Annotated in this window: 27 protein-coding genes and 1 riboswitch; of the genes, 8 read left to right on the top strand and 19 right to left on the bottom strand. The window is 54.6% G+C overall.

The genetic code is table 11. The features are described from left to right. Complete coding sequence (locus tag ADINL_RS03925; RefSeq protein WP_036544187.1) at positions 1 to 873, bottom strand: LysR family transcriptional regulator; 873 nt, start codon at positions 871 to 873, stop codon at positions 1 to 3. A 99-nt stretch (positions 874 to 972) separates the two neighbouring features. Between ADINL_RS03925 and ADINL_RS03930 the strand changes: the two genes are divergently transcribed. Beyond that, on the top strand, positions 973 to 2,073 hold the full coding sequence (locus ADINL_RS03930; protein WP_036544188.1) for an NADH:flavin oxidoreductase/NADH oxidase: 1,101 nt from the start codon (positions 973 to 975) through the stop codon (positions 2,071 to 2,073). 7 nt (positions 2,074 to 2,080) lie between these two features. Here the strand turns inward: ADINL_RS03930 and ADINL_RS03935 are convergent, their stop codons facing one another. The 8 genes from ADINL_RS03935 to ureA are packed head-to-tail and all read right to left on the bottom strand — an operon-like array spanning position 2,081 to position 7,721. Beyond that, on the bottom strand, positions 2,081 to 2,947 hold the full coding sequence (locus ADINL_RS03935; protein WP_204368190.1) for an urease accessory protein UreD: 867 nt from the start codon (positions 2,945 to 2,947) through the stop codon (positions 2,081 to 2,083). Between the two features lie 15 nt (positions 2,948 to 2,962). Next, on the bottom strand, positions 2,963 to 3,583 hold the full coding sequence (ureG, locus tag ADINL_RS03940; protein ID WP_036544190.1) for an urease accessory protein UreG: 621 nt from the start codon (positions 3,581 to 3,583) through the stop codon (positions 2,963 to 2,965). Positions 3,584 to 3,604: 21 nt separating this feature from the next. Then, positions 3,605 to 4,270: an urease accessory protein UreF gene (locus ADINL_RS03945; RefSeq protein ID WP_036544193.1), complete on the bottom strand. Its 666-nt coding sequence runs from the start codon at positions 4,268 to 4,270 to the stop codon at positions 3,605 to 3,607. A 4-nt stretch (positions 4,271 to 4,274) separates the two neighbouring features. Beyond that, a complete protein-coding gene (locus ADINL_RS03950) occupies positions 4,275 to 4,832 on the bottom strand; it encodes a HupE/UreJ family protein (RefSeq protein WP_036544195.1) in 558 nt (185 codons plus the stop codon). 27 nt (positions 4,833 to 4,859) lie between these two features. Further along, positions 4,860 to 5,345 (bottom strand): urease accessory protein UreE, encoded by a 486-nt coding sequence (ureE, locus tag ADINL_RS03955; RefSeq protein WP_036544198.1) that lies wholly within the window; start codon positions 5,343 to 5,345, stop codon positions 4,860 to 4,862. Positions 5,346 to 5,380: 35 nt separating this feature from the next. Continuing rightward, positions 5,381 to 7,084, bottom strand: a complete 1,704-nt coding sequence (gene ureC, locus ADINL_RS03960; RefSeq protein WP_036544200.1) for an urease subunit alpha — start codon at positions 7,082 to 7,084, stop codon at positions 5,381 to 5,383. Positions 7,085 to 7,101: 17 nt separating this feature from the next. After that, positions 7,102 to 7,407 (bottom strand): urease subunit beta, encoded by a 306-nt coding sequence (locus ADINL_RS03965; RefSeq protein WP_036544202.1) that lies wholly within the window; start codon positions 7,405 to 7,407, stop codon positions 7,102 to 7,104. Positions 7,408 to 7,418: 11 nt separating this feature from the next. Continuing rightward, a complete protein-coding gene (ureA, locus tag ADINL_RS03970) occupies positions 7,419 to 7,721 on the bottom strand; it encodes an urease subunit gamma (RefSeq protein WP_036544204.1) in 303 nt (100 codons plus the stop codon). 406 nt (positions 7,722 to 8,127) lie between these two features. Here ureA and ADINL_RS03975 point away from each other — a divergent pair, with 406 nt between their 5' ends. Beyond that, entirely contained in the window at positions 8,128 to 8,724 is a 597-nt protein-coding gene (locus tag ADINL_RS03975) for a glutathione S-transferase family protein (RefSeq protein WP_036544206.1), read from the top strand. Between the two features lie 28 nt (positions 8,725 to 8,752). On the opposite strand, the gene ADINL_RS03980 is transcribed toward ADINL_RS03975, so the two are convergent. Continuing rightward, on the bottom strand, positions 8,753 to 10,063 hold the full coding sequence (locus ADINL_RS03980) for a D-serine ammonia-lyase (RefSeq protein ID WP_036544208.1): 1,311 nt from the start codon (positions 10,061 to 10,063) through the stop codon (positions 8,753 to 8,755). A gap of 164 nt (positions 10,064 to 10,227) precedes the next feature. Here ADINL_RS03980 and ADINL_RS03985 point away from each other — a divergent pair, with 164 nt between their 5' ends. After that, positions 10,228 to 11,127, top strand: a complete 900-nt coding sequence (locus ADINL_RS03985) for a LysR substrate-binding domain-containing protein (RefSeq protein ID WP_036544210.1) — start codon at positions 10,228 to 10,230, stop codon at positions 11,125 to 11,127. A gap of 66 nt (positions 11,128 to 11,193) precedes the next feature. On the opposite strand, the gene urtE is transcribed toward ADINL_RS03985, so the two are convergent. The 8 genes from urtE to ADINL_RS04025 form a co-directional block, all read right to left on the bottom strand. Beyond that, positions 11,194 to 11,895 (bottom strand): urea ABC transporter ATP-binding subunit UrtE, encoded by a 702-nt coding sequence (gene urtE / locus ADINL_RS03990; RefSeq protein WP_036544212.1) that lies wholly within the window; start codon positions 11,893 to 11,895, stop codon positions 11,194 to 11,196. Next, positions 11,892 to 12,737 carry an urea ABC transporter ATP-binding protein UrtD gene (gene urtD, locus ADINL_RS03995; protein WP_036544215.1) on the bottom strand — a complete coding sequence of 282 codons (846 nt, stop codon included), beginning with the start codon at positions 12,735 to 12,737 and terminating at the stop codon, positions 11,892 to 11,894. The genes urtE and urtD overlap by 4 nt, the downstream gene beginning before the upstream one ends. Further along, positions 12,734 to 13,819: an urea ABC transporter permease subunit UrtC gene (gene urtC / locus ADINL_RS04000; RefSeq protein WP_036544217.1), complete on the bottom strand. Its 1,086-nt coding sequence runs from the start codon at positions 13,817 to 13,819 to the stop codon at positions 12,734 to 12,736. The genes urtD and urtC overlap by 4 nt, the downstream gene beginning before the upstream one ends. A gap of 3 nt (positions 13,820 to 13,822) precedes the next feature. Then, positions 13,823 to 15,451: an urea ABC transporter permease subunit UrtB gene (gene urtB, locus ADINL_RS04005; RefSeq protein WP_036544219.1), complete on the bottom strand. Its 1,629-nt coding sequence runs from the start codon at positions 15,449 to 15,451 to the stop codon at positions 13,823 to 13,825. 73 nt (positions 15,452 to 15,524) lie between these two features. After that, the gene (urtA, locus tag ADINL_RS04010) at positions 15,525 to 16,814 is read right to left on the bottom strand and encodes an urea ABC transporter substrate-binding protein (protein ID WP_036544221.1); all 1,290 of its coding nucleotides are present in this window, start codon (positions 16,812 to 16,814) and stop codon (positions 15,525 to 15,527) included. Positions 16,815 to 17,017: 203 nt separating this feature from the next. Beyond that, the gene (locus ADINL_RS04015) at positions 17,018 to 17,431 is read right to left on the bottom strand and encodes a DUF192 domain-containing protein (protein ID WP_036544223.1); all 414 of its coding nucleotides are present in this window, start codon (positions 17,429 to 17,431) and stop codon (positions 17,018 to 17,020) included. Next, positions 17,428 to 18,411: an oxygen-dependent tRNA uridine(34) hydroxylase TrhO gene (trhO, locus tag ADINL_RS04020; protein WP_036544225.1), complete on the bottom strand. Its 984-nt coding sequence runs from the start codon at positions 18,409 to 18,411 to the stop codon at positions 17,428 to 17,430. The genes ADINL_RS04015 and trhO overlap by 4 nt, the downstream gene beginning before the upstream one ends. 72 nt (positions 18,412 to 18,483) lie before the next feature. Continuing rightward, complete coding sequence (locus tag ADINL_RS04025) at positions 18,484 to 19,272, bottom strand: phosphotransferase (protein ID WP_036544226.1); 789 nt, start codon at positions 19,270 to 19,272, stop codon at positions 18,484 to 18,486. Positions 19,273 to 19,283: 11 nt separating this feature from the next. Further along, a riboswitch (TPP riboswitch) is annotated at positions 19,284 to 19,373 on the top strand. Between the two features lie 45 nt (positions 19,374 to 19,418). On the opposite strand from ADINL_RS04025, the gene thiB reads away from it, so the two are divergent. The 3 genes from thiB to ADINL_RS04040 are packed head-to-tail and all read left to right on the top strand — an operon-like array spanning position 19,419 to position 22,600. Beyond that, positions 19,419 to 20,417, top strand: coding sequence for a thiamine ABC transporter substrate binding subunit (thiB, locus tag ADINL_RS04030; RefSeq protein ID WP_036544228.1), 999 nt, complete (start codon positions 19,419 to 19,421; stop codon positions 20,415 to 20,417). Next, complete coding sequence (locus ADINL_RS04035; RefSeq protein ID WP_051632544.1) at positions 20,401 to 21,981, top strand: ABC transporter permease family protein; 1,581 nt, start codon at positions 20,401 to 20,403, stop codon at positions 21,979 to 21,981. Before thiB ends, ADINL_RS04035 begins: the two co-directional genes overlap by 17 nt. Beyond that, the gene (locus tag ADINL_RS04040) at positions 21,974 to 22,600 is read left to right on the top strand and encodes an ATP-binding cassette domain-containing protein (RefSeq protein WP_036544230.1); all 627 of its coding nucleotides are present in this window, start codon (positions 21,974 to 21,976) and stop codon (positions 22,598 to 22,600) included. The genes ADINL_RS04035 and ADINL_RS04040 overlap by 8 nt, the downstream gene beginning before the upstream one ends. Positions 22,601 to 22,612: 12 nt before the next feature. Here ADINL_RS04040 and ADINL_RS04045 read toward each other — a convergent pair whose 3' ends face one another. After that, complete coding sequence (locus tag ADINL_RS04045) at positions 22,613 to 24,331, bottom strand: hypothetical protein (protein ID WP_036544232.1); 1,719 nt, start codon at positions 24,329 to 24,331, stop codon at positions 22,613 to 22,615. Positions 24,332 to 24,547: 216 nt separating this feature from the next. On the opposite strand from ADINL_RS04045, the gene ADINL_RS04050 reads away from it, so the two are divergent. Together ADINL_RS04050 and ADINL_RS15865 are read left to right on the top strand one after the other, a co-directional pair. Beyond that, a complete protein-coding gene (locus ADINL_RS04050; protein WP_036544234.1) occupies positions 24,548 to 25,153 on the top strand; it encodes a MarC family protein in 606 nt (201 codons plus the stop codon). Further along, positions 25,153 to 25,923, top strand: coding sequence for a pyrroline-5-carboxylate reductase family protein (locus ADINL_RS15865; RefSeq protein ID WP_051632545.1), 771 nt, complete (start codon positions 25,153 to 25,155; stop codon positions 25,921 to 25,923). Before ADINL_RS04050 ends, ADINL_RS15865 begins: the two co-directional genes overlap by 1 nt. Positions 25,924 to 25,927: the final 4 nt, after the last annotated feature.

Consider the following 25,927-nt stretch of genomic DNA (forward strand, 5'->3'; position numbering starts at 1 on the left):
TCAATGGGTCAGGCAGTTTTTCATGGTGTCCAGCACCCATTGGCAGCGTCGTGGCAGCGGCCATTCGGCACGGTGGATGACCCAGAGTGTATCTACGACAGGGCGTTGGCATTGGCAAACAGCTATTTCATCCTGACGCAAAAAGGCTTGCCGGGCATAGCGTGGCAAAATGGTAAAGCCCAGACCTCGCGCGACCGGTTCCAGTAACAGGCTGACCTGGTTACTGTAGCCTTTGCTGGGCAAGGTGGCAGCCCCGGGTTGGCCTGGAAAATGTCGACTGAGAAGCTTGTCTGCCATGGCACGTCCATCCGGGTGATCAATAAAACCCAACTCTACCAGGTCCTGCCATTCCTTGACGCGTGTACCGCGTGGGTGAACCAGCTCCAGGGGTTCCTCGGCAATTGCCTGAGCCTTCAAACGTTTATCCTGTGGAGCAAACGTCAAGAGTCCCAGCTCGTACTGATTATTCAGAACAGCTTGCAGCACCTCCTGATCCGGTGCAAAACGGTGACGTATTACCAGACCGGGATGCTGTTGTTGCAGTGCCAGCAGAGCGGGGTAGATCAGCAAGCCGCTACTGCCGGGGGTGATCAGGCTGACCTCTCCTTCAAGGCTGTCAGACAGGTTCAGACGATGCTGAAACCGGGCATCGGCTTCGGACAGTTCCAGCGCATAGCAGAGCAGTTCCTGACCGATCGGTGTCAGTTCCAGGGGGCGTGATTTCCTCACAACCAGCAGGCCATATTGATCTTCCAGAAAACGTACGTGCTGACTGACGGCTGCCTGCGTGAGTCCCAATGCATCGGCTGCCCGGGTAAAGCTGCCTTGTTCGGCCAATGCACGGAAGCTTTGAAGCCAGTGAGGATTGATCATAATGATATATTATAAAGCCTATAATGATTTTGCTGTGTTTATTATGATTCATTGCACCTAAACTGCCAAGCTATCAATCACCCGATCATCGGAGATGTCATGAATCACCTGTTTACCCCTTTTACATTAAAGTCGATTACCCTGCGTAACCGTATCGCCGTGCCACCCATGTGTCAGTACAGTGCTGAAGATGGCTTTACCAATGACTGGCATCGTTCTCATTATGCTGGTTTGGCGCGTGGTGGTGCGGGTCTGGTCATTGTAGAGGCTACCGCTGTATCGCCCGAAGGACGTATCTCACCGGCCTGTACCGGACTCTGGAAAGATGAACAACAGGCGGGTATGGCTGACATAGCCCGCGAGATCAAGGCAGCGGGTGCGGTGCCCGGTATTCAGCTGGCGCATGCGGGCCGCAAGGCCAGTGCCAATCGTCCCTGGGATGGCGATGATCATATTGCCAGTGATGATCCCCGTGGCTGGTCAACCCTGTCGCCTTCAGCCATCGCGTTTGGTGGCGGCCTCTGGAAGGAACCCGAAGCCATGACATTGGCTGATATTCAGCGAGTGCAGGCAGACTTTGTAGCGGCAGCCCGTCGTGCCAGAGAGGCTGGCTTTGAATGGCTGGAACTGCATTTTGCTCATGGGTATCTGGCGCAGAGCTTCTTTTCAGTGCATGCCAATCAGCGAACCGATGCCTATGGCGGTGACTTCGACGGACGCAGTCGCTTCCTGCTGGAAACCCTGCGTGCCGTGCGTCAGGAATGGCCTGAGCATTTGCCACTGACAGCCCGTTTTGGTGTCATCGAATTCGATGGTCGTGATGAACAAACCCTGCAGGATGCCATCCGTCTGGTACAGTTAATGAAAGCCGAAGGATTGGACTTCCTGAGTGTCAGCATCGGATTCTCGACCCCTCAGGCCAAGATCCCTTGGGGACCTGCATTTCTGGCACCCTTTGCTGAGCGGGTCAAACAGGAAGCCCAGCTACCGGTAGCATCTTCCTGGTATATCGATACCCCGGAACTGGCAGAGCAGGTGCTGGCTGCAGGGCAGATGGATCTGGTCATGGTGGGGCGGGCGCATCTGGTTAACCCCCGATGGACCTATGAGGCGGCCAAAGCACTAGGGCAGCCTGATGCTGCGTGGGTGTTGCCAGCTCCTTATGCACATTGGCTGGCACGTTATACGCCCAGCCAATGATGCGTTTTCAGGTCGCCCAGATCCTCGGCAGACAGGCGCTCCGCCCCATTACTTGAGGCCTGACCGCCTGCCAGATGGCGGTCATGAGCTGCAGTAAAGGCTCGGTCTGGGGGCCCAGCAGCCGGACAACAATCAGCTGCTCAAGGCGAGTGGCGCCACTGAGGATATCCATGTGCCCCGGTTGTTGCAGGATGTCTCTGATCTGCTCAAGCAGTGCGTCATCTGCCGGAGTGATCAGCAGTGTGGCCTGCATCGGATAATTGCGTAACCCGGCACGGGCACGTTGTAAGTGGTCTGCATCTGTATTGAAATGCTCGATCAGGAGTGGCTTGCCATCCAGATTCAGTTGCAGTGATGCACGAATCTGGCCCTGATCGAAATGTTCCTGAATCACCGGGCGTCCCAGACATTGCATTTCCCAGCCGATAAAGCGCGCGCCCTGGCTGAGGTGGATGTGGGTTTGCATGCGTAGTTGGCTGTCAGGGAAAAAAATATTCTCCTGTGGCAGCCATTCCAGTGCGCCCTGAGCATCGACATTGAGAATTTGCTGATACGTCGCCAGGCGCCCACCGGAACGGTAGAACTTGGTTGCACCCGGTGTGGTGATCAGCGCATGGGCATGGGCTTCGACATCGACCTTTACCTCCAGACGATCACCACCGACCACACCGCCCGGCGGGTGCAGCAAGTAACTGTGACAGACAGGTCCTTCAGGGTAAAAGGCTCGCTGCACCGACAGCGGGCCGAGGCGTTGTGAAGCGATGACCCGGGTTTTTTCCCGACGCACGCCAAAGCTTAGTGCAATACGCGCACGCCAGCCCTCTGCTTGCTCAGTGTCCTTTGGGGTGATGCCGGAAAGGTGCATGTCGGTCATTCTAAAGTCCCGGTATCAGGCGGCATCCAGCATGCCTTGTTTCACCACGAAATCGATGATGACATCCAGGCCGATCCCTTCCTTGAGATTGGTAAACACATAGGGACGATTGGGTCGCATGCGCTGGGTATCGGATTCCATGACTTCCAGGCTGGCGCCTACATAGGGAGCCAGATCTATTTTGTTAATCACCAGCAGGTCGGATTTGGTAATTCCCGGACCACCTTTGCGCGGAATTTTTTCACCTTCGGCCACATCGATCACGTAAATGGTCAGGTCAGCCAGCTCCGGGCTGAAGGTCGCACTGAGGTTATCGCCACCGCTTTCGACAAACACCACATCCAGATCCTTGTGCAGCTTGGCCAGTTCTTCGACAGCCGCCAGGTTCATGGAGGCATCTTCACGAATAGCCGTATGTGGACAGCCGCCGGTTTCCACACCGACGATGCGATCGGCGGGCAAGGCTTCTGCACGGGTCAGAATCTTGGCATCTTCCTGGGTATAAATATCGTTAGTGACCACGGCAATGCTGTAGCGGTCGCGAATGGCCTTGCATAATACTTCCAGCAAGGCTGTTTTGCCGGAGCCGACCGGGCCGCCGACACCGATACGTAAAGGAGATTTATAGTCACTCATGAGGCAGATCCTGTTATCAGATTAAGAGCGGAATAATCGCGTATATTGGGTTTCATGTTGTGCACTGGCGATGGCCAGAGCCGGGGTGCAGCCAGCAACATCGGCGTTGGGTGTCTGCAGGGCTTGCTGTTGTAAGGCAGGCAGAATCTCTGACAGGGACAGCAACAACTGTTGTCCCTGGGTTTGTCCCAAGGGCACCAGTTTTACCCCCGCCATGACGCTGTTTTCCAGCCAGCTCCAGAGGTAGCCGCTGCAGAGTGCATCCAGCGGGATCTGCCAGCGATGGGCCGCCAGTGCCATACCGGCCAGCTGGGTACGCTGCAGTGCGGCAGCATAACTGGCGGGGATGTCGACTTGCAGTGCTGGCAACAACACCGCCAGCGCCTTGCCTCGTTGACGTTCTTCTGCACGCAGCTCGGCGGTTTCACGACTGGCATACAGGTAGGTGGACCAATAATCCAGTTGTTCTGCATCGGCTGACGCACAGGCATGATAGAGCCTTGCCAGTACTGGAAGCTCCAGCGTGGCGACGCTGTGTTGCAGTACATCCCGTAGCCACTCCTGCAGTTCGGCTGCCGTGTTGACCCAGCCAGCCTCAATCGCCCATTCCAGCCCTTGCGAGTAGGTGAATGCGCCTACCGGCAGGGATGGACTGATCAGCTGAAATAGACGCAGGCTGGGTAACATGCGATTAACCCAGCAGTGTAATCAGTAGGGCAGCCGCACCACTGCCAGCACCCAGCCACTTGGGCTGGAAGGTTTTACCCAGTGCATAGCCTGCCGTCATGATCACGGAGGCCATGATCAGCATGCCGGGCATAAAGGTGAACACGCCACCCCCTGGCATTTCCAGGCCATGAGCCCAGCCGTGGAACATCACCAGTGCCAGTGCTGCGAGCATGGGCAACAGGCCACGTGCAGAGAAAAACAGTGCCACGGCGATCAGGAACATCGAGGCCAGAATCATAACTTCAATACCGCTTTCAAAACCGGTCAGCAGCCCCAGAATTGCACCAGCGAACAGGATGCCCAGCGTACCAGTATAGAGTTGAGAGCGTTGTTTGGCCGTTTGCCAGGCTCCCAGTGCGCCAATACCCAGCAGCATCGCCAGATGATCCAGGCCTGTCAGAGGGTGCAGCAAACCCGAGATAAAGTTGCTCTGGATAGGATCATGGCCGGGATGTGCCAGTAGCAGGGGAGAACAAAACAGCAGTGCCAAACCGGTCAAGTAAACATTACGAGTCTTCATGGTCAGTTCCTTATCATGTCTTTAAAATCAATGCGCGTGTGGGTGGTCATGATCATGGTCGTGGTCATGACTGTGGTGATGACCGCCGCCTTCACTGCTGTAAGCGCCGGCTTCCGGTTCAAAGGGTTGCTGCTCGCATACCACCTGAGCACCCAGTCCCTTAACCATGGCGTCGAGTACATGGTCGTGCTGGTAACGGACAAAGCCCGGCGCAATTTGCAGCGGTACATGCCGATTACCAAGATGGTAGCTGACCCGTGCTAACAGCAGGGTGTCTTCACAGTGCACCGTTGAAACGGTTTCGGCAGAGGCCTTGATTTCAACAATCAGGCCGCAGTCACTGCGTAAACAGTCGCCACCACGCAGAATCAGGCCGCGTGGCAGAAATACACCGGCATCACGACCATCATCCAACGTCACTTTCAGACGGCTGCGAATGCGTTGGTCGATGGTCAGGCTCAGGCTGGCATCAGCGACCTGGGGAGTGTCCAGTTTTTCGGTTAAGCGAATCATGGGGCATTTCCAGTTATAGTGGTTATGACAAACAGTTAGAACAGATAGTAACGCTGCGCCAGCGGCAGTTCGGTAGCTGGCTCGCAGGTTAACAGCTGCCCATCAGCCAGAACTTCGTACGTTTGCGGATCAACACTGATCTCGGGCTGATAGCTGTTATGGATCATTTTGTCCTTGGTGGCTGTGCGACAGTCGCGGACTTCGCCTATCAGACTCTGCAATCCGAGCTGCTCCGGTACGCCTGCTGCAATGGCCGCTTTGGACAGAAACAGCATGGATGTTCTCTGACACGCCTTGCCATAGCTGCCAAACATGGGTCGGTAATGTACCGGCTGAGGGGTCGGAATCGAAGCGTTCGGATCACCCATCGGGGCCATCGCAATAAAACCGCCCTTCAGAATCAGGCTGGGCTTGGTACCAAAAAATGCCGGTTTCCAGAGCACCAGATCGGCCAGCTTGCCCGCCTCAATCGAACCCACTTCATGGCTGATGCCCTGTGCAATGGCAGGATTGATGGTGTACTTGGCGATATAGCGCTTGATACGGAAATTATCATGTTCTGCGGAGTCTTCCGGCAGCGGACCACGCTGGCATTTCATCTTGTGAGCCGTTTGCCAGGTGCGCGTGACCACTTCACCGACACGCCCCATCGCCTGAGAATCCGAAGAGATCATGGAGAAGGCCCCGAGGTCATGCAGAATATCTTCCGAGGCAATGGTTTCACGACGAATCCGGGATTCAGCAAAAGCGACATCTTCTGCAATCGACGGGTCCAGGTGGTGACACACCATCAGCATGTCCAGATGCTCATCAACCGTATTCACGGTATAAGGACGAGTCGGATTGGTTGAAGAGGGCAGCACATTGTTCTCACCACAGGCCTTGATGATATCCGGGGCATGACCGCCGCCAGCACCTTCAGTATGGTAAGTGTGAATCACCCGGCCATTGATCGCTGCCAGTGTCGATTCGACAAAACCGGATTCATTCAGCGTATCGGTATGGATGGCGACCTGCACATCCATCTCGTCGGCCACCGTCAGACAGCAATCAATCGCTGCTGGCGTGGTACCCCAGTCTTCATGCAGTTTCAGCCCCATGGCACCGGCGGCAATCTGCTCACGCAGTCCTTCCGGCAAACTGGCATTACCCTTGCCAAGAAACCCAAGATTCATCGGCAGTTGATCACCCGCCTCGAGCATCCTGTGGATATTCCAGGGGCCGGGCGTACAGGTGGTGGCATTGGTGCCGGTGGCCGGTCCGGTGCCGCCACCAATCATTGTGGTTACCCCGGAACAGAGTGCCTCCTCAACCTGCTGCGGGCAGATGAAATGGATATGCGCATCGATACCGCCTGCGGTGAGTATCTGGCCTTCACCGGCAATTACTTCAGTGCCGGGGCCGATGACAATATCGACGCCGGGCTGGGTATCCGGGTTACCGGCCTTGCCGATATGCAGAATACGCCCATCCTTGACGCCAACATCGGCTTTGATAATGCCCCAGTGATCGATAATCAGTGCATTGGTGATCACCAGATCCGCTGTTTTGGCGCTGGGACACTGTGCCTGCCCCATGCCGTCGCGAATGACCTTACCGCCACCGAACTTGACCTCATCACCGTAAACGGTCAGATCATCTTCTACCATTAGCCACAGATCGGTATCGGCCAGTCGTAGCCGGTCACCTGTGGTCGGGCCGAACATTTCGGCATAGGCTTGTCGTGAAATCGTTGCCATGAGTTGCTCCTGCCTGCTTAAAGGTCGCCCTGAACCTTGCCCTGAAATCCGAATACCCGTCGTGAGCCCGCATAGGCCACCAGCTCTACCGTGCGACTCTGACCGGGTTCAAAACGCACCGCAGTCCCTGCAGCAATATTCAGACGAAACCCGCGCGTTGCCTCACGATCAAAGATCAACGCCTGATTGGCTTCATAGAAGTGATAGTGAGAACCTATCTGGATGGGTCGATCGCCTGTATTGGCAACACTGACCTGACAGGTTTCACGCCCGGCGTTCAGCTCAATTTCGCCAGGTGCTACCTTCATTTCTCCGGGAATCATGGTGGGCTCCTTCAAACGATAGGGTCGTGAATGGTGACCAGCTTGGTGCCGTCTGGAAAGGTGGCTTCAATCTGCACTTCTGGCAGCATATCGGGAATACCATCCATCACATCATCACTGCTGAGCAGCGTCCGGCCATAGTCCATCAGCTCGGCAACAGTACGTCCATCACGAGCACCTTCCATAATCGCCGCACTGATATAGGCAACAGCCTCCGGATAGTTCAGCTTGACGCCACGCGCCTTGCGCCGCTCAGCCACCAGTGCAGCGGTAAACAATAACAGCTTGTCTTTTTCGCGGGGTGATAATTCCATCGTAGCGATTCTCTTGAACGTATGGCGCTCTGCAGGTGTTTGCATCACGCGAGGTAACTGTTCCGCTGAATTTTGCAAGGAGTGTGCCAGCTATCCTGTCCGTACAAACAGGGCGGTCACGCTCGGAAGAGGTGCAGAGTGTGCACCTTGTTGGTTCCATCTGGGTGTTATTGCACCGTAATGGTGCTTTTGGCATTCAGAGACGCTTGAGAACTTGCACAGTGATGCGTGTTATCGCACTTTATCTGGCGTAACAGGTAACATGCTTTGGTTTATGATGAAATCATTCCATCCCAAAGTGCGGTGGTTGATTTGGGTGGATGTATATGAGAGACCTGATTCCAGGTAGTGATGGGTGCGGTTTGTCAGTTACTGCACGGTGTATTAAATACAGGAAGGTGTATTGATGAAAATTTACGGCGATCTACAGTCCGGGAACTGCTATAAAATCAAGCTGCTGTGTTCGCTGCTGGATATAAAGCATGAGTGGATTCATGTGGATATCCTGGCAGGAGATACATCGAGCGCTGCATTTTTACAGAAGAATCCTGTTGGAAAAATCCCACTTCTTGAACTGGCAGATGGCCGGTACCTGTCCGAGTCCAATGCGATACTTAACTTTTTGGCTGCTGGCAGTGAGCTGTTACCGGCAGATAGTTTCGACCTTGCCAAGGTACAGCAGTGGCAGTTTTTCGAGCAGTACAGTCACGAGCCATACATTGCGGTTGCACGCTTTATTGCCAAGTATCTTGGTTTGCCTGAAGAGCGTAGGGCTGAGTATCAAGCCAAGCAGTCTGGCGGGCATAAGGCACTGGCGGTGATGGAGAAACAGCTGTCCGTGACCCCTTACTTAACCGGAAACACTCTCACCACCGCAGATATCAGTCTGTATGGCTACACCCATGTTGCGCATGAAGGAGGCTTTGATCTGCGGGATTACCCTTCAGTGATGGCGTGGCTGGACAGGGTGCAGGCGCATAAAAAGTACATAGGTATGGCATAGACGAGTACTTAAGAGTTTTCTGCAAGCATCAAATATAACGGATCGCTTTATCAATAAACGCTTGATACTCCTCCCTCGGGACAAAAGACCCGCCGGTTGTCCAAATCAGATGTGTACTCTTGTCCATTACTTCATCCAATTGATGATCCCGAATCCATGCCCTAGCCTCGGGTGTATTCAGCATCTGAGGCCCTAAGCACCCAATCGCCGCTGACGGCTCCACCTCGATATTTTCAAGCCTCTTCAATTGCAGTAAATGTTGGTACAAAGCGGCATCCTCCGCCGTATAGACACCTGCCAATTGGTCTCGAATCGCATCACAAACCCATTGAGACGCCTGCCCTACGGCCAAGCCATCGGCTTCGGTATCAATCGTTAAGTCGAACTCGTACACACTGACGGGCTCCGCGCTTGGTCTGCCCGCCATACCCAGCAACATACAAGGAGCCTGAACGGGCTCAGCAAAAAAGCAATGCACATGCTCACCAAACATTGCTTTCAAACCAAAGGTTATTCCTCCTGGTGCTCCACCCACACCCGCGGGGAGATAGACAAACAAAGGATGATCCGAGTCAACCGAAATCTGCTGCTCCTCCAACTGTGCCTTTAAGCGCAATGCGGCAACAGCATATCCCATAAATAATCGTGGTGAGTTCTCATCATCCACAAAATAACTGCGAGGGTTTGCGTCTGCCTCTGCCCGTCCGGCGGCAACTGCAGCTCCGTAGTCTGCATTGTGCTCTATTACTTTCACCCCCCGCTTGCGCAGGCGTTCTTTTTTCCACTCTTTTGCATCTATCGACATATGCACGGTTGCCTGAAAACCGAGGGCAGCACCAATAATGCCAATGCTAAGTCCAAGATTTCCCGTGCTACCCACCGCAATTTCATACTGACCGAAAAGCGACCGAACCTCTGGCTGCAGTAATTTTTGATAATCGTCATGGATGTCTTTTAGGGCTTGATGATCTAGCGCCAACTGTTCAGCAAAACACAGCACCTCATGAATACCGCCTCGCGCTTTTATCGAGCCTGCAACGGGCAAACTATGATCGGCTTTAATCAGGGTGCGTGCCCCCATGGGCGTTATTGCCTGATGTAAATGAGGCGCAGGCATCAATGGCGACTCGATAATCCCGTCGCTAACGGCAAGCTCAGGAAACAACTGGGATAATAAAGGTGCAAAACGCGCTAAACGTGCTTCTGCTTCATAAATTGATAGAACATCTGGTTTTGCAGGTGCAGACGAAGAATCTTGATACTGTCGGTTTAGCCAGAGTAATGGCTTACCCTGTCTGATCAGGCTTTGCTGTTCTTGGGTTATCGAGAGGTGAAACATGAATACTGGCCTACATTTAGAGAGTTAATACACCTAGTATTGCTTGATTTAACGTGATCATCAAACGATAGTTATTAAACCAACTTTTAGTTTTTCTAAATCGAATAGTGGCCTAAAAAGGCTTTACTCACACGGATGGCCTACGAATTATTGGAGCCAATTGAATGTTAAACGCCAGAACCCTAACCGCATTAAGAATTTTTGAGGTAGTGGGGCGTGTAATGAGTTTTTCTCGCGCGGCTGACGAGCTTTTTGTGACCACAGGGGCTGTCAGCCAACAAATTCGTAAGCTGGAGGAAGAATTGGGTTCGCCTTTATTTGTTCGTGGTGCTCGTTCGCTCAGGATGACAGCAACCGGAGAAACCCTATTCGCAAACATTGTGCAACCGCTTAACAAACTCTCTCTTGCGGTCGAGTCTGTTAAAAGCCAGGACACCGAACGTATCCTTCGCCTTAAAGCTACGCCCTCCTTTGCGTTTCATTGGCTGATTCCTCGTTTAACCGAGTTTCATCGGACTCATCCCTTAATCAGGGTAGAAGTACTCGCTGCTCTCAGTGTTTTAGACGATGCACCCTTAGACTACGATATCGCGATTGACTACAGCCCAACCTATCGAGGGGCTGAACATAACGTACGGTTTATGATGAATGAATATTTACTTCCCGTTATGTCACCCCATTATCGCGGCAACCGGGATTGGGCTGCATCAGAGTCTTGGCAAGATATTGCCTTCCTCCACGACACCGAAGCATGGGCGAATGCTGATCGACATAGCGAATGGAACGTCTGGCTTACACAAATGCAAATCCAGCCACTTCAGAATGCAGATCATTACTACTTTAACCGTGTCGATATGGCTATTGAAGCCGCTGCTGCAGGCCTTGGCGTTGCAATGGCTCGCTTCTCTCTTGTACAAGATAACTTGAAGTCGGGTCGACTAATCGCACCCTGCGAAAGCGTAATATCACCCGCCAGTTATTGGCTAAGAATTTCTGAAACTCGAATGGAAGATCCTCATATACTTGCCTTGGTTCAATGGATTAAGTTGCAATGTGAGATGTAGAAGCTGCTCGATTGCAACAGAGCAACGAGTCCATCATGAAGCGATACATCACCCCGCATGGCACCCTTATACCGTCAAATACTGCTTAATCAGGGTATCGTCCAGGCCCGCCATGTCGCCCTCAGCCACCTTACGCCCCCGGTCGAGGATACAGAAGCGATCTCCGACTTTGCGGGCAAAGGGCAGTTTTTGTTCGACCAGCAATACCGTGAGTCCCATCTCCCGATTGAGTTTGCGAATGATGTCGCCGATCTCCTGCACCACATTGGGCTGAATCCCTTCGGTGGGTTCATCGAGGATCAGCAGCTTGGGGTCAACGACCAGTGCGCGACCGATGGCCAGCTGCTGTTGCTGGCCACCGGACAGATCGCCGCCACGGCGGTGCATCATGTCTGCCAGCACCGGAAAGAGTTCGAAAATATAGTCTGGAATCCTGCGCTGGCCTCGCGGCAGAACCGGCAGGCCGATTTGCAGGTTTTCTTCGACTGTCAGCAGGGGGAAGATCTGTCGCCCCTGAGGTACGTAGCCGATCCCCAGTCGTGGCCGCTGTTCCACCGAGGTTTTGACCAGGTCCTTGTCTGCGGGGTTCAGCTGAATGCTGCCGGAGGCCACTTTCTGGTGACCCATAATGCATTGCAGCAGGGTGGTTTTGCCGACGCCATTACGCCCCATGAGAACGGTGCATTGTCCTTCAGGTATCTGCATATCAATATCCCAGAGGGTGTGGCTTTCACCATAGAATTGATTGAGGCCCTGAATACTGATCATTGTGACTCTCCCAGATAGACTTCAATCACTTTTTGGTTGTTTTGTACCTGATCCATACTGCCTTCTGCCAGTACACTGCCCTGATGCAGGACGGTGACCGTACGCTCTTTGCCAGCCAGCTGACGCACGAAGTCCATGTCGTGCTCGACCACCACCACCGAATGGCTTCCTGACAGAGACACCAGCAGTTCTGCGGTGCGGTCCATCTCCTGATGTGTCATGCCGGCGACGGGTTCATCGACCAGTAGCAGGCGGGGTTTCTGCATCAGCAGCATGCCGATCTCCAGCCATTGCTTCTGCCCGTGTGACAGGCTGCCTGCACGCATAGCCGAATGATCTTGCAGTCCGATCAGTGTCATTACTTCATCGATGCGATCCCGCTGTTCACCCTTGAGCCTTGCAAACAGCAGGCTGAATACCAGGCGTTCATCCGGCATGGCCAGCACCAGGTTGTCGTACACACTCAGCGACTCGAATACCGTCGGTTTCTGGAACTTGCGGCCAATACCTGCCTGGGCAATGGCCGGTTCGTCCAGCTCCAGCAGATTGATGGTTTGTCCAAACCAGGCTGAACCTGTGTCCGGTTTGGTTTTGCCGGTGATGATATCCATCATGGTGGTTTTACCGGCCCCGTTCGGGCCGATAATGCAGCGCAGTTCACCATCACGGATATACAGGTTGAGATCATTGATGGCCTTGAAGCCATCGAAGCTGACCGACAGACCCTCGAGGTAGAGCAGTATCTGTTTATCCACATTCAGCACGGGTGACGCTTGCGACTGCATGAAGGAGAACACATGGTGCTTGTCTTTGATTTCAGACAGCAGGGATGGCTGGCTCATGCGTTACCCTCCTTGCGACGTAGCAGTCCGACAATACCTTTGGGCATGAGTACTGTGACCAGTATAAAGATGGCACCCAGAGCGAACAGCCAGACATCCGGCAGTTCGGTGGTAAACCAGGTTTTTGCGTAGTTGATAAAGATGGCGCCTGCCACAGCACCATAAAGTGTTGCACGGCCACCGACAGCGACCCAGACAACAATTTCGATGGAGTTCAGCGGCGAGAACTCGTTCGGGTTGATGATGCCGACCTGAGGTACATAAAGTGCACCGGCGACACCGGCAATCATGGCCGAGAGGGTAAACACCCATAGTTTGACGTTTTCAACCCGGTAACCCATAAAACGGGAGCGGGATTCGGCATCACGTACTGCGACACAGACCTTGCCGAGACGGCTTTGGGTGACAGAGCGGCAGAGCAGATAGCCCAGCGCCAGTGCGATAGCCGAGGCGATGAACAGGCCAACACGGGTTTCACGGGCTTGCAGATTAAAGCCGAGCAGGTCTTTAAAGTCAGTCAGGCCGTTGTTACCGCCAAAGCCCATCTCGTTGCGGAAAAATGCCAGCATCAAGGCAAAGGTGAGTGCCTGGGTGATAATCGACAGATACACGCCGGATACACGGGAACGAAAGGCCAGTGCGCCAAAAATGAAGGCCAGCAGGCCCGGCACCAGGACGATCAGAATGGCAGCAAACCAGAACTGGTCCAGTCCCTGCCAGTACCAGGGCAGGCTGTCCCAGTTCAGAAACACCATGAAGTCTGGCAACTCCGGATGCCCGTATACACCCCGGTCACCGATCTGACGCATCAGGTACATTCCCATCACATAGCCACCTAGTGCGAAGAAGGCACCGTGACCCAGCGTGAGGATACCGAGATAGCCCCAGACCAGGTCAACCGACAGTGCCAGCAGGGCCAGTGTCAGGTATTTGCCCATGACTGCCACCATATAGGTGGGGATATGCAGAGGGTGATCGGATGGCAGACCGTTCAGGATCGGCACGATGATAATGGCCAGTGCCAGCAGTGCCAGTAATATCTGTCCGCCACGGTCTTGCTTGATAAGATTCCATAACAACATGTCTTAATCCTCGGCGGCACGGCCACGTTGCGGGAAGAGCCCGCGTGGCTTTTTCTGAATGAAAAAGATGATAAATACCAGTACCAGAATCTTGGCCAGTACCGCGCCAGTCCAGGGTTCGACCAGCTTGGTGGCAATGCCCAGTGTCATCCCCGCGACCAGGGTGCCCCAGAGGTTACCGACACCACCAAATACCACCACCATAAAGGAGTCGATGATGTAGGACTGACCCAGATTGGGGCCAACGTTGGTGATTTGTGACAGTGCTACCCCGGCGATTCCGGCAACCCCGGAGCCCAGACCAAAGGTCAGCATATCCACACGCTCGGAGCGTACCCCCATGGCACGCGCCATGGCACGGTTCTGGGATACGGCACGTACCTGCAGACCCAGCGCGGTGCGTTTCAGAATCAACAGCAGGGCGAAAAACACCAGGAAACAGAACAGGATGATATACAGCCGGTTCAGGGTGATGGCGAATACCGGGTTGAACTCCAGCATGCCGCTCATCCAGCCGGGTGTTTCCACGGTGCGGTTCAGTGGTGAGAAAATGGAGCGTACGGCCTGTTGCAGTACCAGACTGATACCGAAGGTGGCCAGCAGGGTTTCCAGCGGTCGGCCATAGAGAAAACGAATGACGCCGCGTTCGATGGCAATGCCCACCAGGCCCGAGACGACAAAGGCTGCGGGGATGGCAACAAAGATCGACAGACCAATGTGATCGGGCATCAGCTGTTGAATTACAAAGGTGGTATAGGCGCCGATCATGATCAGCTCACCATGCGCCATGTTGATCACCCCCATCACACCAAACGTGATGGTCAGGCCGATGGCTGCCAGTACCAGTACAGAACCCAGACTGATACCAAAATAGAGCGTTTCCAGTCCTTTATAGAACTGTACCTTGTGGTCGATCTGAGTCAGTGCACGCTGGCTGAGTTCCTGTAAGGCCGGGTTCTCGGTGGATTGGGCAAACTGTGCCAGGCTGTTGCGTGCGCGAGGTTCCAGCGATTCAGACAGGGTGTCGATGGCATCACGTTGCAGCACTTCGTTATCACTGTCGGCCAGGGTGTGAATCGCCAGGGCGACCGCCATCAGTTCACGTACCCGGTTATTCTCTTCGGTGGGGTAAGCGTCCTGTATCAGGGCGATGGTGGCGCTGTCGGCATCTCGCATCAGTTGCCGCACCGCCTGAAGTCGGATGGCCGAGGACTCGGCATTGAGGCCGGTCAGAGCCATCACACGTCGTATCTGGGTGCGCTGGGCATTGTTGACAGCAACCCGGCGGAAGTCGCGGACACGTTCAATGGTCAGTGTTTCGCCATCCAGCAGACGTTCGGCAGCACGCCCTTCTTCATGTCGTGGTACACGATAGAGGTGGCTGTCACCACGGAAGGTATAGAGCTGTCCCTCCAGCAGTTCAGCGAGTAATGACAGGGTGTCAGGGTGCATCGAATCGGCGAGAAGACTGATGGCTCGCGCTCTATCCGGTGCAGCGGAAGAGGATAACAGCGCTTCAAACTCTGCCAGGACGGGGTCACTGTCAGCGGCCTGTAAACTGGTCAGGCTGCTCAGCAGAATCAGGGTCAAGAGTCCCAGGCTGCGCAGTTGGCGCATGATTCGGCATATCATAATGGTGTTTCCTGAAGCTGGACTGGAAGTGACCGGCCTGGCTGAATCCAGGCCGGTATTTCAAGCGATGTACTTACTCGTAGCTCTGCCCGGAACAGGTCTTGGTGACGACGTTGTAGTTACCGCAGAGCAGCGGTTTGCGCCAGTCAGAGATGATGTCCTTGGAGCCTTCCAGGTAGTCAGACCAGGCATCACCGACCACGGTGCTGGGGGTTTGCCAGACTACTTCGAACTGACCATCTGCCTGAATTTCACCAATCAGCACCGGCTTGGTGATGTGGTGGTTTGGCATCAACGCAGCATAGCTGCCAGTCAGGTTGGGTACGGTGACGCCAATAATCGCTTCCTGTACCGCTTCGGTGTCGGTGGTACCGGCTTTGTTCACTGCCTCAACCCAGAGGTTGAAACCGATGTAGTGTGCTTCCATCGGGTCATTAGTGACGCGATTGGTGTCGCCGATGAAGTCATGCCATTTTTCGATAAAGGCATCATTTTCTTCGGTGTCGACGCTCATGAAGTAGTTCCAGGCTGCCAGGTGCCCGACCAGCGGAGCCGTATCGATACCGGAAAGCTCTTCTTCACCTACGGAGAAGGCGATGACCGGAATATCTTCAGCAGAGACACCCTGAGCACCGAGTTCACGGTAAAAAGGTACGTTGGCATCACCGTTGATGGTGGATACAACGGCTGTTTTCTTGCCTGCAGAGCCGAAGCGACGGATATCGGAGACAATAGTCTGCCAGTCAGAATGACCGAAAGGCGTGTAGTTGATCATGATGTCATCTTCAGCCACACCCATCTGCTTCAGATAGGCTTCCAGAATACGGTTGGTGGTACGCGGGTAAACATAGTCAGTACCCGCCAGCACCCAGCGCTCGATACCGAGTTCGTTCATCAGGTAATCCACTGCCGGGATCGCCTGCTGGTTAGGTGCTGCACCGGTATAGATGACGTTGCGTGAGGATTCTTCACCCTCATACTGGACAGGGTAGAACAGCAGACCGTTCAGCTCTTCCACAACCGGCAGTACGGATTTGCGTGAAACCGATGTCCAGGTACCGAAAATCGCAGCAACCTGATCACGCTCCAGCAACTCACGTGCACGCTCTGCAAATAACGGCCAGTCGGATGCCGGGTCAACCACAACGGCTTCCAACTGTTTGCCCAGCAGGCCGCCTTTGGCGTTCTGTTCTTCAATCAGCATCAGCATGGTGTCTTTGAGCGTGGTTTCACTAATCGCCATGGTGCCCGACAGCGAGTGCAGTACACCCACTTTGATCGTATCCGCCTGAGCGGTGATGGCAGCAATGGACAGTGCAAGTGCGCAGGAAGCGGTTGCCAGTTTGGTCTTGATCTGTTTCATCGGTCTGATCCTATTTGATTGATACGTCGAATCAGATCAGAGCAGAATCTGTGCCAACTCCTGAAACGCCAGTTTTATCAGGGTGTCGTGGATGTCGCTCAGACTTTGGCAAGGGTCGTTTTCAGTGAAGGGGCGGGGTGTGCTGTGCAAAAATGGTGCGGCGCAGCAGCGTTAAGCGCACCGTCAGGCATCATGCTGGTGCATTAAGGCAGGCTGGCTTCCAGGTAGCTGCCGATCTGGATGTCGCGTTGGCTGAACCAGCCCTGATGCGTTTCCAGGGCGAAGCTGGCTGTTTGTTCGGCACAGTGCAGTTCGTCCGACAAGGGGGTCATGTCATTGAATTGCAGAATACGAAAATCCTGATCGAGGAACGCCAGTGTCAACGGAATATAGGTATTGCGCATCCAGAAACACTGGCGAGGTTGTGGGTCGAGAATAAACAGCATACCGCCGTTTTCCGGCATTTCGGTACGCCACATCAGCCCTTGTGAGCGTTGGCTGGGTGTCAGGGCGACTTCGGCAAGCAGTTGATGTTCGCCCTGTTTGAACACAATGAATTCGTTGGCCAGCAGGGTTGCAGGTAACAGCCAGAGCCATAACCAGAGCAGTCGTTTCATTCTGTTTTCCGTTTCGCTGCAGCTTTACGTGCCAGTTTTTCTGCCCGGTGGCGTGCTGCGGCAGCAACCGCTTCGGCACCCAGATGGGCTTCTCCGCGCGCCTTGGCCAGCTGTATCTGCTGCTGACGAGCGGCATGGCGCTGACGTTGCGCTTCACTTTGCTGATCATGACAGTGATGACAGCTGACACCTTCCTGATAATGCGGATGCTGACGGTCCGCTTCGGACAGCGGCATGCGGCAGCCAGCGCAGAGTGCATAGTGACCCGGTTGCAGCTGGTGGTCAACGCTGACACGGTTATCGAATACAAAACATTCACCTTGCCACAGGGATTCGCTTTCCGGTACTTCCTCCAGGTATTTCAGGATGCCACCCTGCAGATGGTAGACCTCTTCAAAACCCTGCTGTTTCAGGTAGGCGGTACTTTTTTCGCAACGGATACCACCGGTACAGAACATGGCTACTTTTTTATGCTGTGCCGGGTTGAGCTGTTGCGCGACGTATTCGGGGAACTCACGAAAGCTGTCTGTCTGCGGGTCGACAGCGCCTTTAAAAGTACCCAGGGCAATTTCATACTGATTACGGGTATCTACCAGTACTACATCCGGGTCCGAGATCAGCGCATTCCAGTCAGCCGGTTTTACATAGGTGCCTACGACCTGACGCGGATCGATACCTTCAACCCCCAGTGTCACGATCTCTTTCTTCAGCTTCACTTTGGTGCGATAGAAGGGCTGGTTGTCACTGACGGATTCCTTGTAATCGATTCCGTCAAAGCGTGTGTCTGCTGCAAACCAGTCTTTCAAGGCTGCAATCGCCGATGCGGAGCCTGCTACTGTGCCGTTGACGCCCTCTTGAGCCAGCAGCAAAGTGCCGCGGATCTGTTGCTGTTCCAACAAATTCAGCAGCCTTGGACGCAGCGTCTGGTAGTCATCCAGACGGACAAATTTATACAGTGCACAGACAAGAATTTCGGACATGGAGCTACTCGTGGTTGATGATACCGGCAGGATCCTGGGCCGGATCAAATAGTTGATCATTTCTGTCTGCTATTATATCACGCTGTCAGCCAATTGTGCGGTTTGTGCCTGGTGCCAGAGCTGGTCCAGTTGTGTCAGCCAGATGCTGACCTGCATCCAGGGATCGGCATGCGCCAGCCTCGGGAGCTGGCCTTGCAGTAGCCGCTTTTCTGCCGGACTGAGTGACAGCATGCGGTCCAGTGCCACGGCATCAATCCAGGGGTTGCCGCAGACGGCATATTCCCAGTCGATCAGTTGTATCCCCTGGTCGGTCAACAACAGGTTACCTGGATGAATATCCTGATGAATCAGACAGAAATGCTGAGGGTTCCAGTGTTGAGCAACATCAAGGAGTGCTGCTGTCACCGGGCAGGCGAGGCGATCTGCCAGGCTGGCATAGTGCTGGATCAGTGCCGGGTAATCCTGTGCCGGAGCCTCAATGGGCTGTTGCCAGAGGGTCAACACGGCGCTTAAAAGCTGGCTGCGCTGTGTGCCGGAAAGCGGTATTTGCAGTGGCTGTGCGCCGGGTGAGGCACGGAACAGTAAACCCTCCGGCAGGTCGAGCAACAGCTCCGGTACCCAGGTATGGCCCTGGAGTTGCGCCAGCACACGACGTTCCAGATTCCGGTTGGCACCGGGAGGTGTTGGGCCAAACTCTCGCCAGATACAGGTCATGTCGGCTGTGCTCAGGCGCCAGTGTCGGTTACGGCTGCCTTGACCCAGATACTCAATGGTTATCGGTGCCGACAGATAGTGGTGCAGGGCATTGGGCAGTACTGCAGCAGGGGTCGTGGAGGAAAGATGGTGACTCAGTTGGGTCATGCTATACTCTGCCAATCTCATCGGGGTGCCGTCAGGCTGAGAGTTTACCCGTTGAACCTGATCCAGTTAATACTGGCGTAGGAAATGAGGCGGCTGTCATTGGACAGCTCATCCTGTGCCAGTATCTGATGATACCGGAGTCCTGAGTGAATTACCTGACCTCTGCTGTTTCTGTTGTGAGCCTGATGGCTCTGCTGTTGTTTAGCGGCACTTTGTCTGCAGGTACCCTGAATGTGTATACCTACAGCAGCTTTACCAGTAGTTGGGGACCTGGTCCTGAATTGAAAACGCGCTTTGAAGCCGTCTGTGACTGTGAGCTGCGCTTTACCAGCAGTGATGATGGTGTTTCCCTGCTAAACCGTTTGCAGCTGGAAGGGGACCGTACCCGTGCAGATGTGGTACTGGGGCTGGATACCATGCTGATGCCTCAGGCACGTCGGCTGGGTCTGGTGCAGTCACATGGTTTAATACTTGAGGACTGGCCACTCAAAGCATCGCTGGATTGGCAGGATGCCCAGTTTATTCCGTTTGACTATGGTTACTTTGCATTTATCTACAACCGTCATCAGGTGGATGATCCGGTCGACTCACTGGAGGCGTTATTGTCCAGTGATGCCAGTGTGTTGTATCAGGACCCGCGTACCAGTACACCGGGACAGGGGCTGATGCACTGGATACAGGCTGTCTATGGCGATCGTTCTGCCGATGCCTGGCAGCGTTTGGCGCGGAACACTGTGACGGTGACCAAAGGCTGGTCTGAGGCCTATGGCATGTTCCTGCAGGGTGAAGCAGATTATGTGCTCAGCTATACCACCTCTCCGGCGTATCATCAGCTGGTTGAATCCAGTGATGTCTATGTTGCCACCCGCTTTGCTGAAGGCCATATTGCCCAGGTTGAAGTGGCTGCGATTTCTGCTTATAGCCAGAATGTAGCGCTGGCACAGGCTTTTCTGGCATTTTTGCTGGAGGCCGAGGTGCAGGCTGTTATTGCCCAGCATAACTGGATGTTGCCGGTGCGTGATGATGTGACGTTACCGGAGGTTTTTCAGCAAGCGGAACGTGACGTGATTCAGGTGTCTGCAGATCTGGCTGACCGTCAGCGACGGGAATGGTTACAGGTTTGGCGCAGTGCTGTCAGCCGTTAATGTGACGACTGCCCGACGTCTGGGGCAGCAATGGCCCGGTTTGCTGAGCCTTGGACTGATTCTGTTGATCAGCCTGCTGGCTTTTGGTGCCCTGGCAGGCTGGGGGCGCAGTGATGTTGCCACCGAGCTGTGGCAAGAGCCCTGGTTTTGGCAACTGTTGCGCTTTTCGCTCTGGCAGGCACTGCTCAGTGCGCTGTTCTCAGTGGTGCTGGCTTTACCTCTGTCCCGTGCCTTGGCGCTGGATAGTGCACTGCCGGGCACCGAGCGTTTTCTGAGCTGGTGTCTGCTCTGCTTCGTCATGCCTTCCTTGATTTTGATAACCGGTCTGGTGGCGCTGTTTGGTCGTTCAGGTCTGCTGACTCCCTGGTTGGGAGACAGTTGGCGCTTGTATGGGTTAAACGGTATTTTGCTGGCGCATGTGTTTCTCAATCTGCCGTTCGCCGTGCGGGTACTGACTTTCCAGTGGCGCTCGATCCCCCCCTCAGCCTGGAAGCTGGCGTCACAGTTGGGCATTACCGGCTGGCAACGCTTTCGGCTGGTGGAGTGGCCTGTGTTGCAGGGGGTGTTGCCTGCGGTGGCCGGATTTATTTTCCTGCTCTGTTTCAACAGCTTTGCGGTGGTGTTGGCACTGGGGGGTGGGCCTGCTGCCAGTACTCTGGAAGTGGCCATCTATCAGGCACTCAAGTATGACTTTAACCCATCTGAGGCGCTGTTTCTGGCCTGGGTTCAGCTACTCCTGGCTGGCAGTATCTACCTGTTGTTCAGTCGTTTGGGGCGGTTTCAATGGCTGGCCCCGGTTGAAGCGCCACAACAACACTGGTTGCCACGTCAGCCCATCTGGTTGATCTGGGGTGGTCGCTGCAGTTATCTGTTGATCGGATTGTTTCTGATGCTACCGGTCTGGGTGCTGGTACCGCTTGCGTTCCGGGCAGATATTGGCTTTTTGCTGCAGACCGGGTTGCCTGGCATTATAGGGCGTTCTTTATTATTGGCGTGTGGTGCCGCGCTGTTGTCGCTGCTGCTGTCCTTGTCGTTGCTGTCGCTCTGGCGTGCATTGCCGCAGGGTTTTTGGCGACAGGGGGTGGCGGCTGCGGCCTTGTATCCATTGATTGTTCCGGCGATGGTACTGTCGGTGGGGCTTTATATTCTGTTGATGCCACATCTGGACTGGCAGGTTTGGGGCTGGCTGGCCATTATGCTGATCAACGCACTGATAGCACTGCCTTTCGCGTTTCAGCAGTTGCGCCCGGCTGTATCCAATTATCAAGCCAGCTATGCCCGACTGCTGGCAGACCTGCATCCTGGACGGTTGACTGAGTGGCGGTTGATCTATCTGCCCTATCTGCGTCCGGTCTTGCAGCGTGTGCTGGCTATCTGCTTTGTACTGGCTCTGGGGGATATGTCTGTCTTTGCAATTTTTGGCAGTGATACCTGGCGCACTTTGCCCTGGTTGATCTACAGTCTGGCGGGCAGTTATCGCGTGGCGGAAGCAGCGCTGGCCTCTCTGATGTTATTATTCCTGGCATTTGCCGTATTACGATGGCTGGAGACACGTCATGCCTGATTGGCAGGTTGAACTCAGGGTCAGGCAGTTGGCTGTGCGCCGTGGTGAGCTACAACGGCAGTATGATTTTACGGTGGCATCGGGAGAGCTGCTGGTGTTGATGGGGCCGAGCGGGTCGGGCAAAAGCAGTTTGCTGGAGTGTCTCGGTGGTTTTCTTCCGGCAGATCAAGGCAGTATCTGGCTATCGGAACAGCGCCTGGACAGCCTGACACCTGAGCAACGCCCGGTATCGTCACTGTTTCAGCAATATAACCTGTTTGAACATGTGGACGTGGCGACAAATCTGCGTTTGGGATTTACGCGCGGCTCGCCGACGCCGCTGCAGTGGCAGAAGGTCGAAGCCGCCTGTGAACAACTGGGTGTCGCGGGCCTGGAGCAGCGTTTGCCTGCAGAACTGTCGGGTGGGCAGCGTCAGCGTATTGCGCTGATTCGGACAGTGTTACGGGAGCAGCCGATACTCTTGCTGGATGAGCCCTTCAGCGCACTGGATGAGCACTCTCGGTATCTGGCCGGTGACTGGATAGGTGAATGTCTGAAGCAGACAGGACAGTTGGCACTGTTGGTAACACATCAGCCGCTGGATGCTGAGCGTTGGGCCGATCAGACCTTGAAGATCTGACCGGCCGGAGGATTACTTCAGTTCTACACCAACGCCGAATTCAATACCGGCACCGTCAATACCGATCCAGAACTCGGTTTTTTCGTAGAGTTCAGCCATGTACAACAGTTCTGCTGTATCCAGGCCATCGGTATTCGGCAGCTGAGTGCTTAACTCTGCCAGAATGGCAAAAATTTCACTGCCCAGGTGTCCATAGGTCAGCAGGCCGGAACGACCATTGGTGTTCTTCAGCTCAGACTTCAGTTGCTCAGGTGTGTCCAGGCCAACACCCAGGATAATGGATTTATCCGACATCGCGGCATGCACGCTGGGAACCTCTGGTGGAAGCAGCTGAGGATCAACCTGCTTCACATCACCATTGCTCTGCAGATTCAGAGTGGCAATTTGCGGAACGAACATGCTGACCGCAGAAATCAGGCCCTGTGCGTTTGGTGAAGCAAAGGTCATGACGCCACTGCCACCCGGTTGCATGGGATCAGCCTGAAGACTGTCGATACGAATATTCATACCGCTCAGCGCCGGGCCGAGCATCATGGTCATGGGATGGTTGGTCAGCAGACCCAGTTCATTCCAGGCTTCATTGATACCCTGCAGTTCCGGACAGGTAAAGGGTGTGGTGCGAACCTGGCCTGCGTATTTTTGCAAAGCACGGGTGACCGCCTGTACATCCAGAGCGATACCCAGGCTGGCAATCCCCTGACCGCTGCCCAGTCCAGGAACGGCTGTGGTGAAGGTAGTCAGATCATCGGCCAGCTCGGCACCGGTGGCCAGGCGCATGCTGCCGGTAATACGATCCGTCGACAGTTCATGAACGCCCATGACCAGTGCCGGGAACAGAGCAGTCAAACGGTCAATATCGGTACGGCACGCTTCAATGTCCAGAGTTTCCGGGCCGCCCAGCGCCATTAATGCACGGCTGGCCGGGTGTTCCGGTGCGATCACTTCACGCACTATGGCTTTGGTAGAGAAACGACCACTGCCGTAGGGGCTGTAATTGTAACGCTGCTCCAGTTGTTGCATCTCGCCACTTTGCAGCAGGCTCATGGTGGGTGGCGTGATACCGAACAGCTGTTCCAACAGTGCCTGCTCGGCGGTGCTGGGCAGCATCCCCATAATCACTTGCTCATCGCGAATGGTGATCAGGGTTTGCATCGGTGATTCAACAGAGGTGTACCAGTATTCCGTATCACCCAGTTGCGCGCGCTGCATCTCGACTGGCAGCTCTGTCAGCAGGTTTTCGAAGAAGGCCTTGAACAGCGCTTCATCATGCAGTTCCATACGCGCGGCAGGTAGCAGACCTAAACCATATATAGCGGAACGTGCATTGGGCAGCATGCCCAGTCGGTGGTAGTCCTCGACAGTGCGTACTTCATCCAGCGTTTTCAGCAGGGTGGTCATAATGTCGAGGAACTGATGCATGGCCTCGTCATCGGTCGTCTGGCGCAGCTGTTCCAGATCAGCCAGTTGGGTCTCAATGGAATCCAGGGTACCGAGCTTTTCAATCAGCAGCATCGCATCGTCTTCAGACAGACGCTCACGACTGGCGAAAAAGTAGGGTGTATCTGCCGGAATCAGGCTCAGCAGACGATCTTCGACAACCGCCGGTGGGCTGCTGGGAGTACTGGCTTGTTCTGGTTCATCATTACTGCAACCCGTCAGCAGCAGTGTTGCGCTGAGCAAGGAGGTTGCGGCGTAGGTCGAAAATTTGAGGGCTGAGCGTTTGCTAGGCATGAGAGGTCTTCCTGTGATCCCTGTCCGTGGTTCAATGTAAGGCGGATAGTAAACCACCTCAGCATAAATCTGGCAATCCGATTGGCGCAGTTAAGCCGAATTTAGTTGACTTTAATGCAATATCTGACTCTGTTTTTGAGTCACTCCGTGGCTGGACAATGCATCTCTATTCAAGGATTATGCAGGCTGTTTTCCTTCAGTTAATGGCGTGGCGTCATGGCAATCCTGCTTTCAATCAGTTTCAAGTTTGTGTTTCTGTTTGCACCCTTCTTTGTGGTATCGATGTTCCTGTCGCTGACCCGCAGTGACAGCCGTCGTACGCGACAGTCGATAGCCAACCGTGCGGTGTTTGCTGCACTGTGTATCAGTCTGATCCTGTTCTTCTTTGGGGCGCAGCTGTTTGAGGTGCTGGGCATTACACTGGATTCTTTTCGTATCGGTGCAGGCATTCTGCTGTTTCTCTCCGGGGTCAGCCTGGTTCGGGATGGTGTGAGAGCCAATGCCGAAGTCCCTCAGGAGCAGCGTGATGATATTTCAGTCGTGCCTTTGGCCATTCCGACCATCATAGGGCCCGCTTCAATTGGTGCGATACTGGTATATGGTGCCGAGCTGGAAGGTATGGATCTGTTGTTTGGGGTCATCGGTCTGGTGCTGGCGCTGCTGTTTTTACTGGCCTGTTTGCACCTGGCCTCCTGGCTGGAAAAAATCCTGGGTCGTACCGGGCTGAATGTGCTGAGTAAGGTGACAGGTCTGGTATTGGCGGCGATGGCGTCACAAATTATCCTGACCGGTATCCATGGCTTTATGGCGAGTATGAACTGATGAAAATCGGTGTATTGGGCGTTGGCGCACTGACGGAGGCATTGATACGCGGTGTGCAACAGTCTGCAGCACCCTTCGAATGGGTATTGTCGCCCCGTTCAGCGGAACGTGTTGCCGGATTGCGGCAGTTGCCGGGTGTACGTGTGGCGCCGGACAACACCTCAGTCGTGGCCGAGTGTCAGACGCTGATTATTGGCGTGCGCCCGGAGCAGCTGGGCACATTGCTGGCCACAGTGCAGTTGAGAGCTGAGCATCATCTGATCAGCCTGGTTGCCGGTGTGAAGCAGTCGGAACTGGCTGATCGCTGTTATCCTGCTCAGGTGACACGCATGATGGCAAGTATTGCGGTGGCGTACCCTGGCGCCAGTGTGTTTTTTTATCCACAGCAATCAGCGCTGTCGATTCCGTTTCAGCAAGCCGGGTATGGTGTACAAAGCTTTGCAACGGAACAGGCTTTTGAGGCATCCATGTTGAGCGTCTGCGTGAATGCCTGGTGGCTGGAACAGATTCAGGCGCTTGCGGATACACTGGTTGCGCAAACCGGCATGCAGCTGCAGGAGGCGGTGTCGTTGCTGGCAGCTGCGCAGCAGGAATCCGCTGTGTTGTTGCAGCAGCATCCCGATCGAACTCCTGCTGCATTGGCTCGTGAGATAGGCACACCGGGTACCTATACGGCGCGTGGTCTGGATTATCTCAAAGCGCAGCAGGCTGAGCAGCCCTGGGTGGAGATACTCAACCAGTTACTGGGCGAACTCAAGCCGCGCCCTTGATGCC

The sequence above is a fragment of the Nitrincola lacisaponensis genome (assembly GCF_000691225.1).
GTDB lineage: Bacteria > Pseudomonadota > Gammaproteobacteria > Pseudomonadales > Balneatricaceae > Nitrincola > Nitrincola lacisaponensis.

Excerpts from the sequence above, each read along its gene's own strand:
- ADINL_RS03925 (WP_036544187.1), bottom strand. The coding sequence starts at position 873 with ATGATCAATCCTCACTGGCTTCAAAGCTTCCGTGCATTGGCCGAACAA.
- ADINL_RS03930 (WP_036544188.1), top strand. The coding sequence starts at position 973 with ATGAATCACCTGTTTACCCCTTTTACATTAAAGTCGATTACCCTGCGT.
- ADINL_RS03935 (WP_204368190.1), bottom strand. The coding sequence starts at position 2,947 with ATGACCGACATGCACCTTTCCGGCATCACCCCAAAGGACACTGAGCAA.
- ureG (WP_036544190.1), bottom strand. The coding sequence starts at position 3,583 with ATGAGTGACTATAAATCTCCTTTACGTATCGGTGTCGGCGGCCCGGTC.
- ADINL_RS03945 (WP_036544193.1), bottom strand. The coding sequence starts at position 4,270 with ATGTTACCCAGCCTGCGTCTATTTCAGCTGATCAGTCCATCCCTGCCG.
- ADINL_RS03950 (WP_036544195.1), bottom strand. The coding sequence starts at position 4,832 with ATGAAGACTCGTAATGTTTACTTGACCGGTTTGGCACTGCTGTTTTGT.
- ureE (WP_036544198.1), bottom strand. The coding sequence starts at position 5,345 with ATGATTCGCTTAACCGAAAAACTGGACACTCCCCAGGTCGCTGATGCC.
- ureC (WP_036544200.1), bottom strand. The coding sequence starts at position 7,084 with ATGGCAACGATTTCACGACAAGCCTATGCCGAAATGTTCGGCCCGACC.
- ADINL_RS03965 (WP_036544202.1), bottom strand. The coding sequence starts at position 7,407 with ATGATTCCCGGAGAAATGAAGGTAGCACCTGGCGAAATTGAGCTGAAC.
- ureA (WP_036544204.1), bottom strand. The coding sequence starts at position 7,721 with ATGGAATTATCACCCCGCGAAAAAGACAAGCTGTTATTGTTTACCGCT.
- ADINL_RS03975 (WP_036544206.1), top strand. The coding sequence starts at position 8,128 with ATGAAAATTTACGGCGATCTACAGTCCGGGAACTGCTATAAAATCAAG.
- ADINL_RS03980 (WP_036544208.1), bottom strand. The coding sequence starts at position 10,063 with ATGTTTCACCTCTCGATAACCCAAGAACAGCAAAGCCTGATCAGACAG.
- ADINL_RS03985 (WP_036544210.1), top strand. The coding sequence starts at position 10,228 with ATGTTAAACGCCAGAACCCTAACCGCATTAAGAATTTTTGAGGTAGTG.
- urtE (WP_036544212.1), bottom strand. The coding sequence starts at position 11,895 with ATGATCAGTATTCAGGGCCTCAATCAATTCTATGGTGAAAGCCACACC.
- urtD (WP_036544215.1), bottom strand. The coding sequence starts at position 12,737 with ATGAGCCAGCCATCCCTGCTGTCTGAAATCAAAGACAAGCACCATGTG.
- urtC (WP_036544217.1), bottom strand. The coding sequence starts at position 13,819 with ATGTTGTTATGGAATCTTATCAAGCAAGACCGTGGCGGACAGATATTA.
- urtB (WP_036544219.1), bottom strand. The coding sequence starts at position 15,451 with ATGATATGCCGAATCATGCGCCAACTGCGCAGCCTGGGACTCTTGACC.
- urtA (WP_036544221.1), bottom strand. The coding sequence starts at position 16,814 with ATGAAACAGATCAAGACCAAACTGGCAACCGCTTCCTGCGCACTTGCA.
- ADINL_RS04015 (WP_036544223.1), bottom strand. The coding sequence starts at position 17,431 with ATGAAACGACTGCTCTGGTTATGGCTCTGGCTGTTACCTGCAACCCTG.
- trhO (WP_036544225.1), bottom strand. The coding sequence starts at position 18,411 with ATGTCCGAAATTCTTGTCTGTGCACTGTATAAATTTGTCCGTCTGGAT.
- ADINL_RS04025 (WP_036544226.1), bottom strand. The coding sequence starts at position 19,272 with ATGACCCAACTGAGTCACCATCTTTCCTCCACGACCCCTGCTGCAGTA.
- ADINL_RS04040 (WP_036544230.1), top strand. The coding sequence starts at position 21,974 with ATGCCTGATTGGCAGGTTGAACTCAGGGTCAGGCAGTTGGCTGTGCGC.
- ADINL_RS04045 (WP_036544232.1), bottom strand. The coding sequence starts at position 24,331 with ATGCCTAGCAAACGCTCAGCCCTCAAATTTTCGACCTACGCCGCAACC.
- ADINL_RS04050 (WP_036544234.1), top strand. The coding sequence starts at position 24,548 with ATGGCAATCCTGCTTTCAATCAGTTTCAAGTTTGTGTTTCTGTTTGCA.
- ADINL_RS15865 (WP_051632545.1), top strand. The coding sequence starts at position 25,153 with ATGAAAATCGGTGTATTGGGCGTTGGCGCACTGACGGAGGCATTGATA.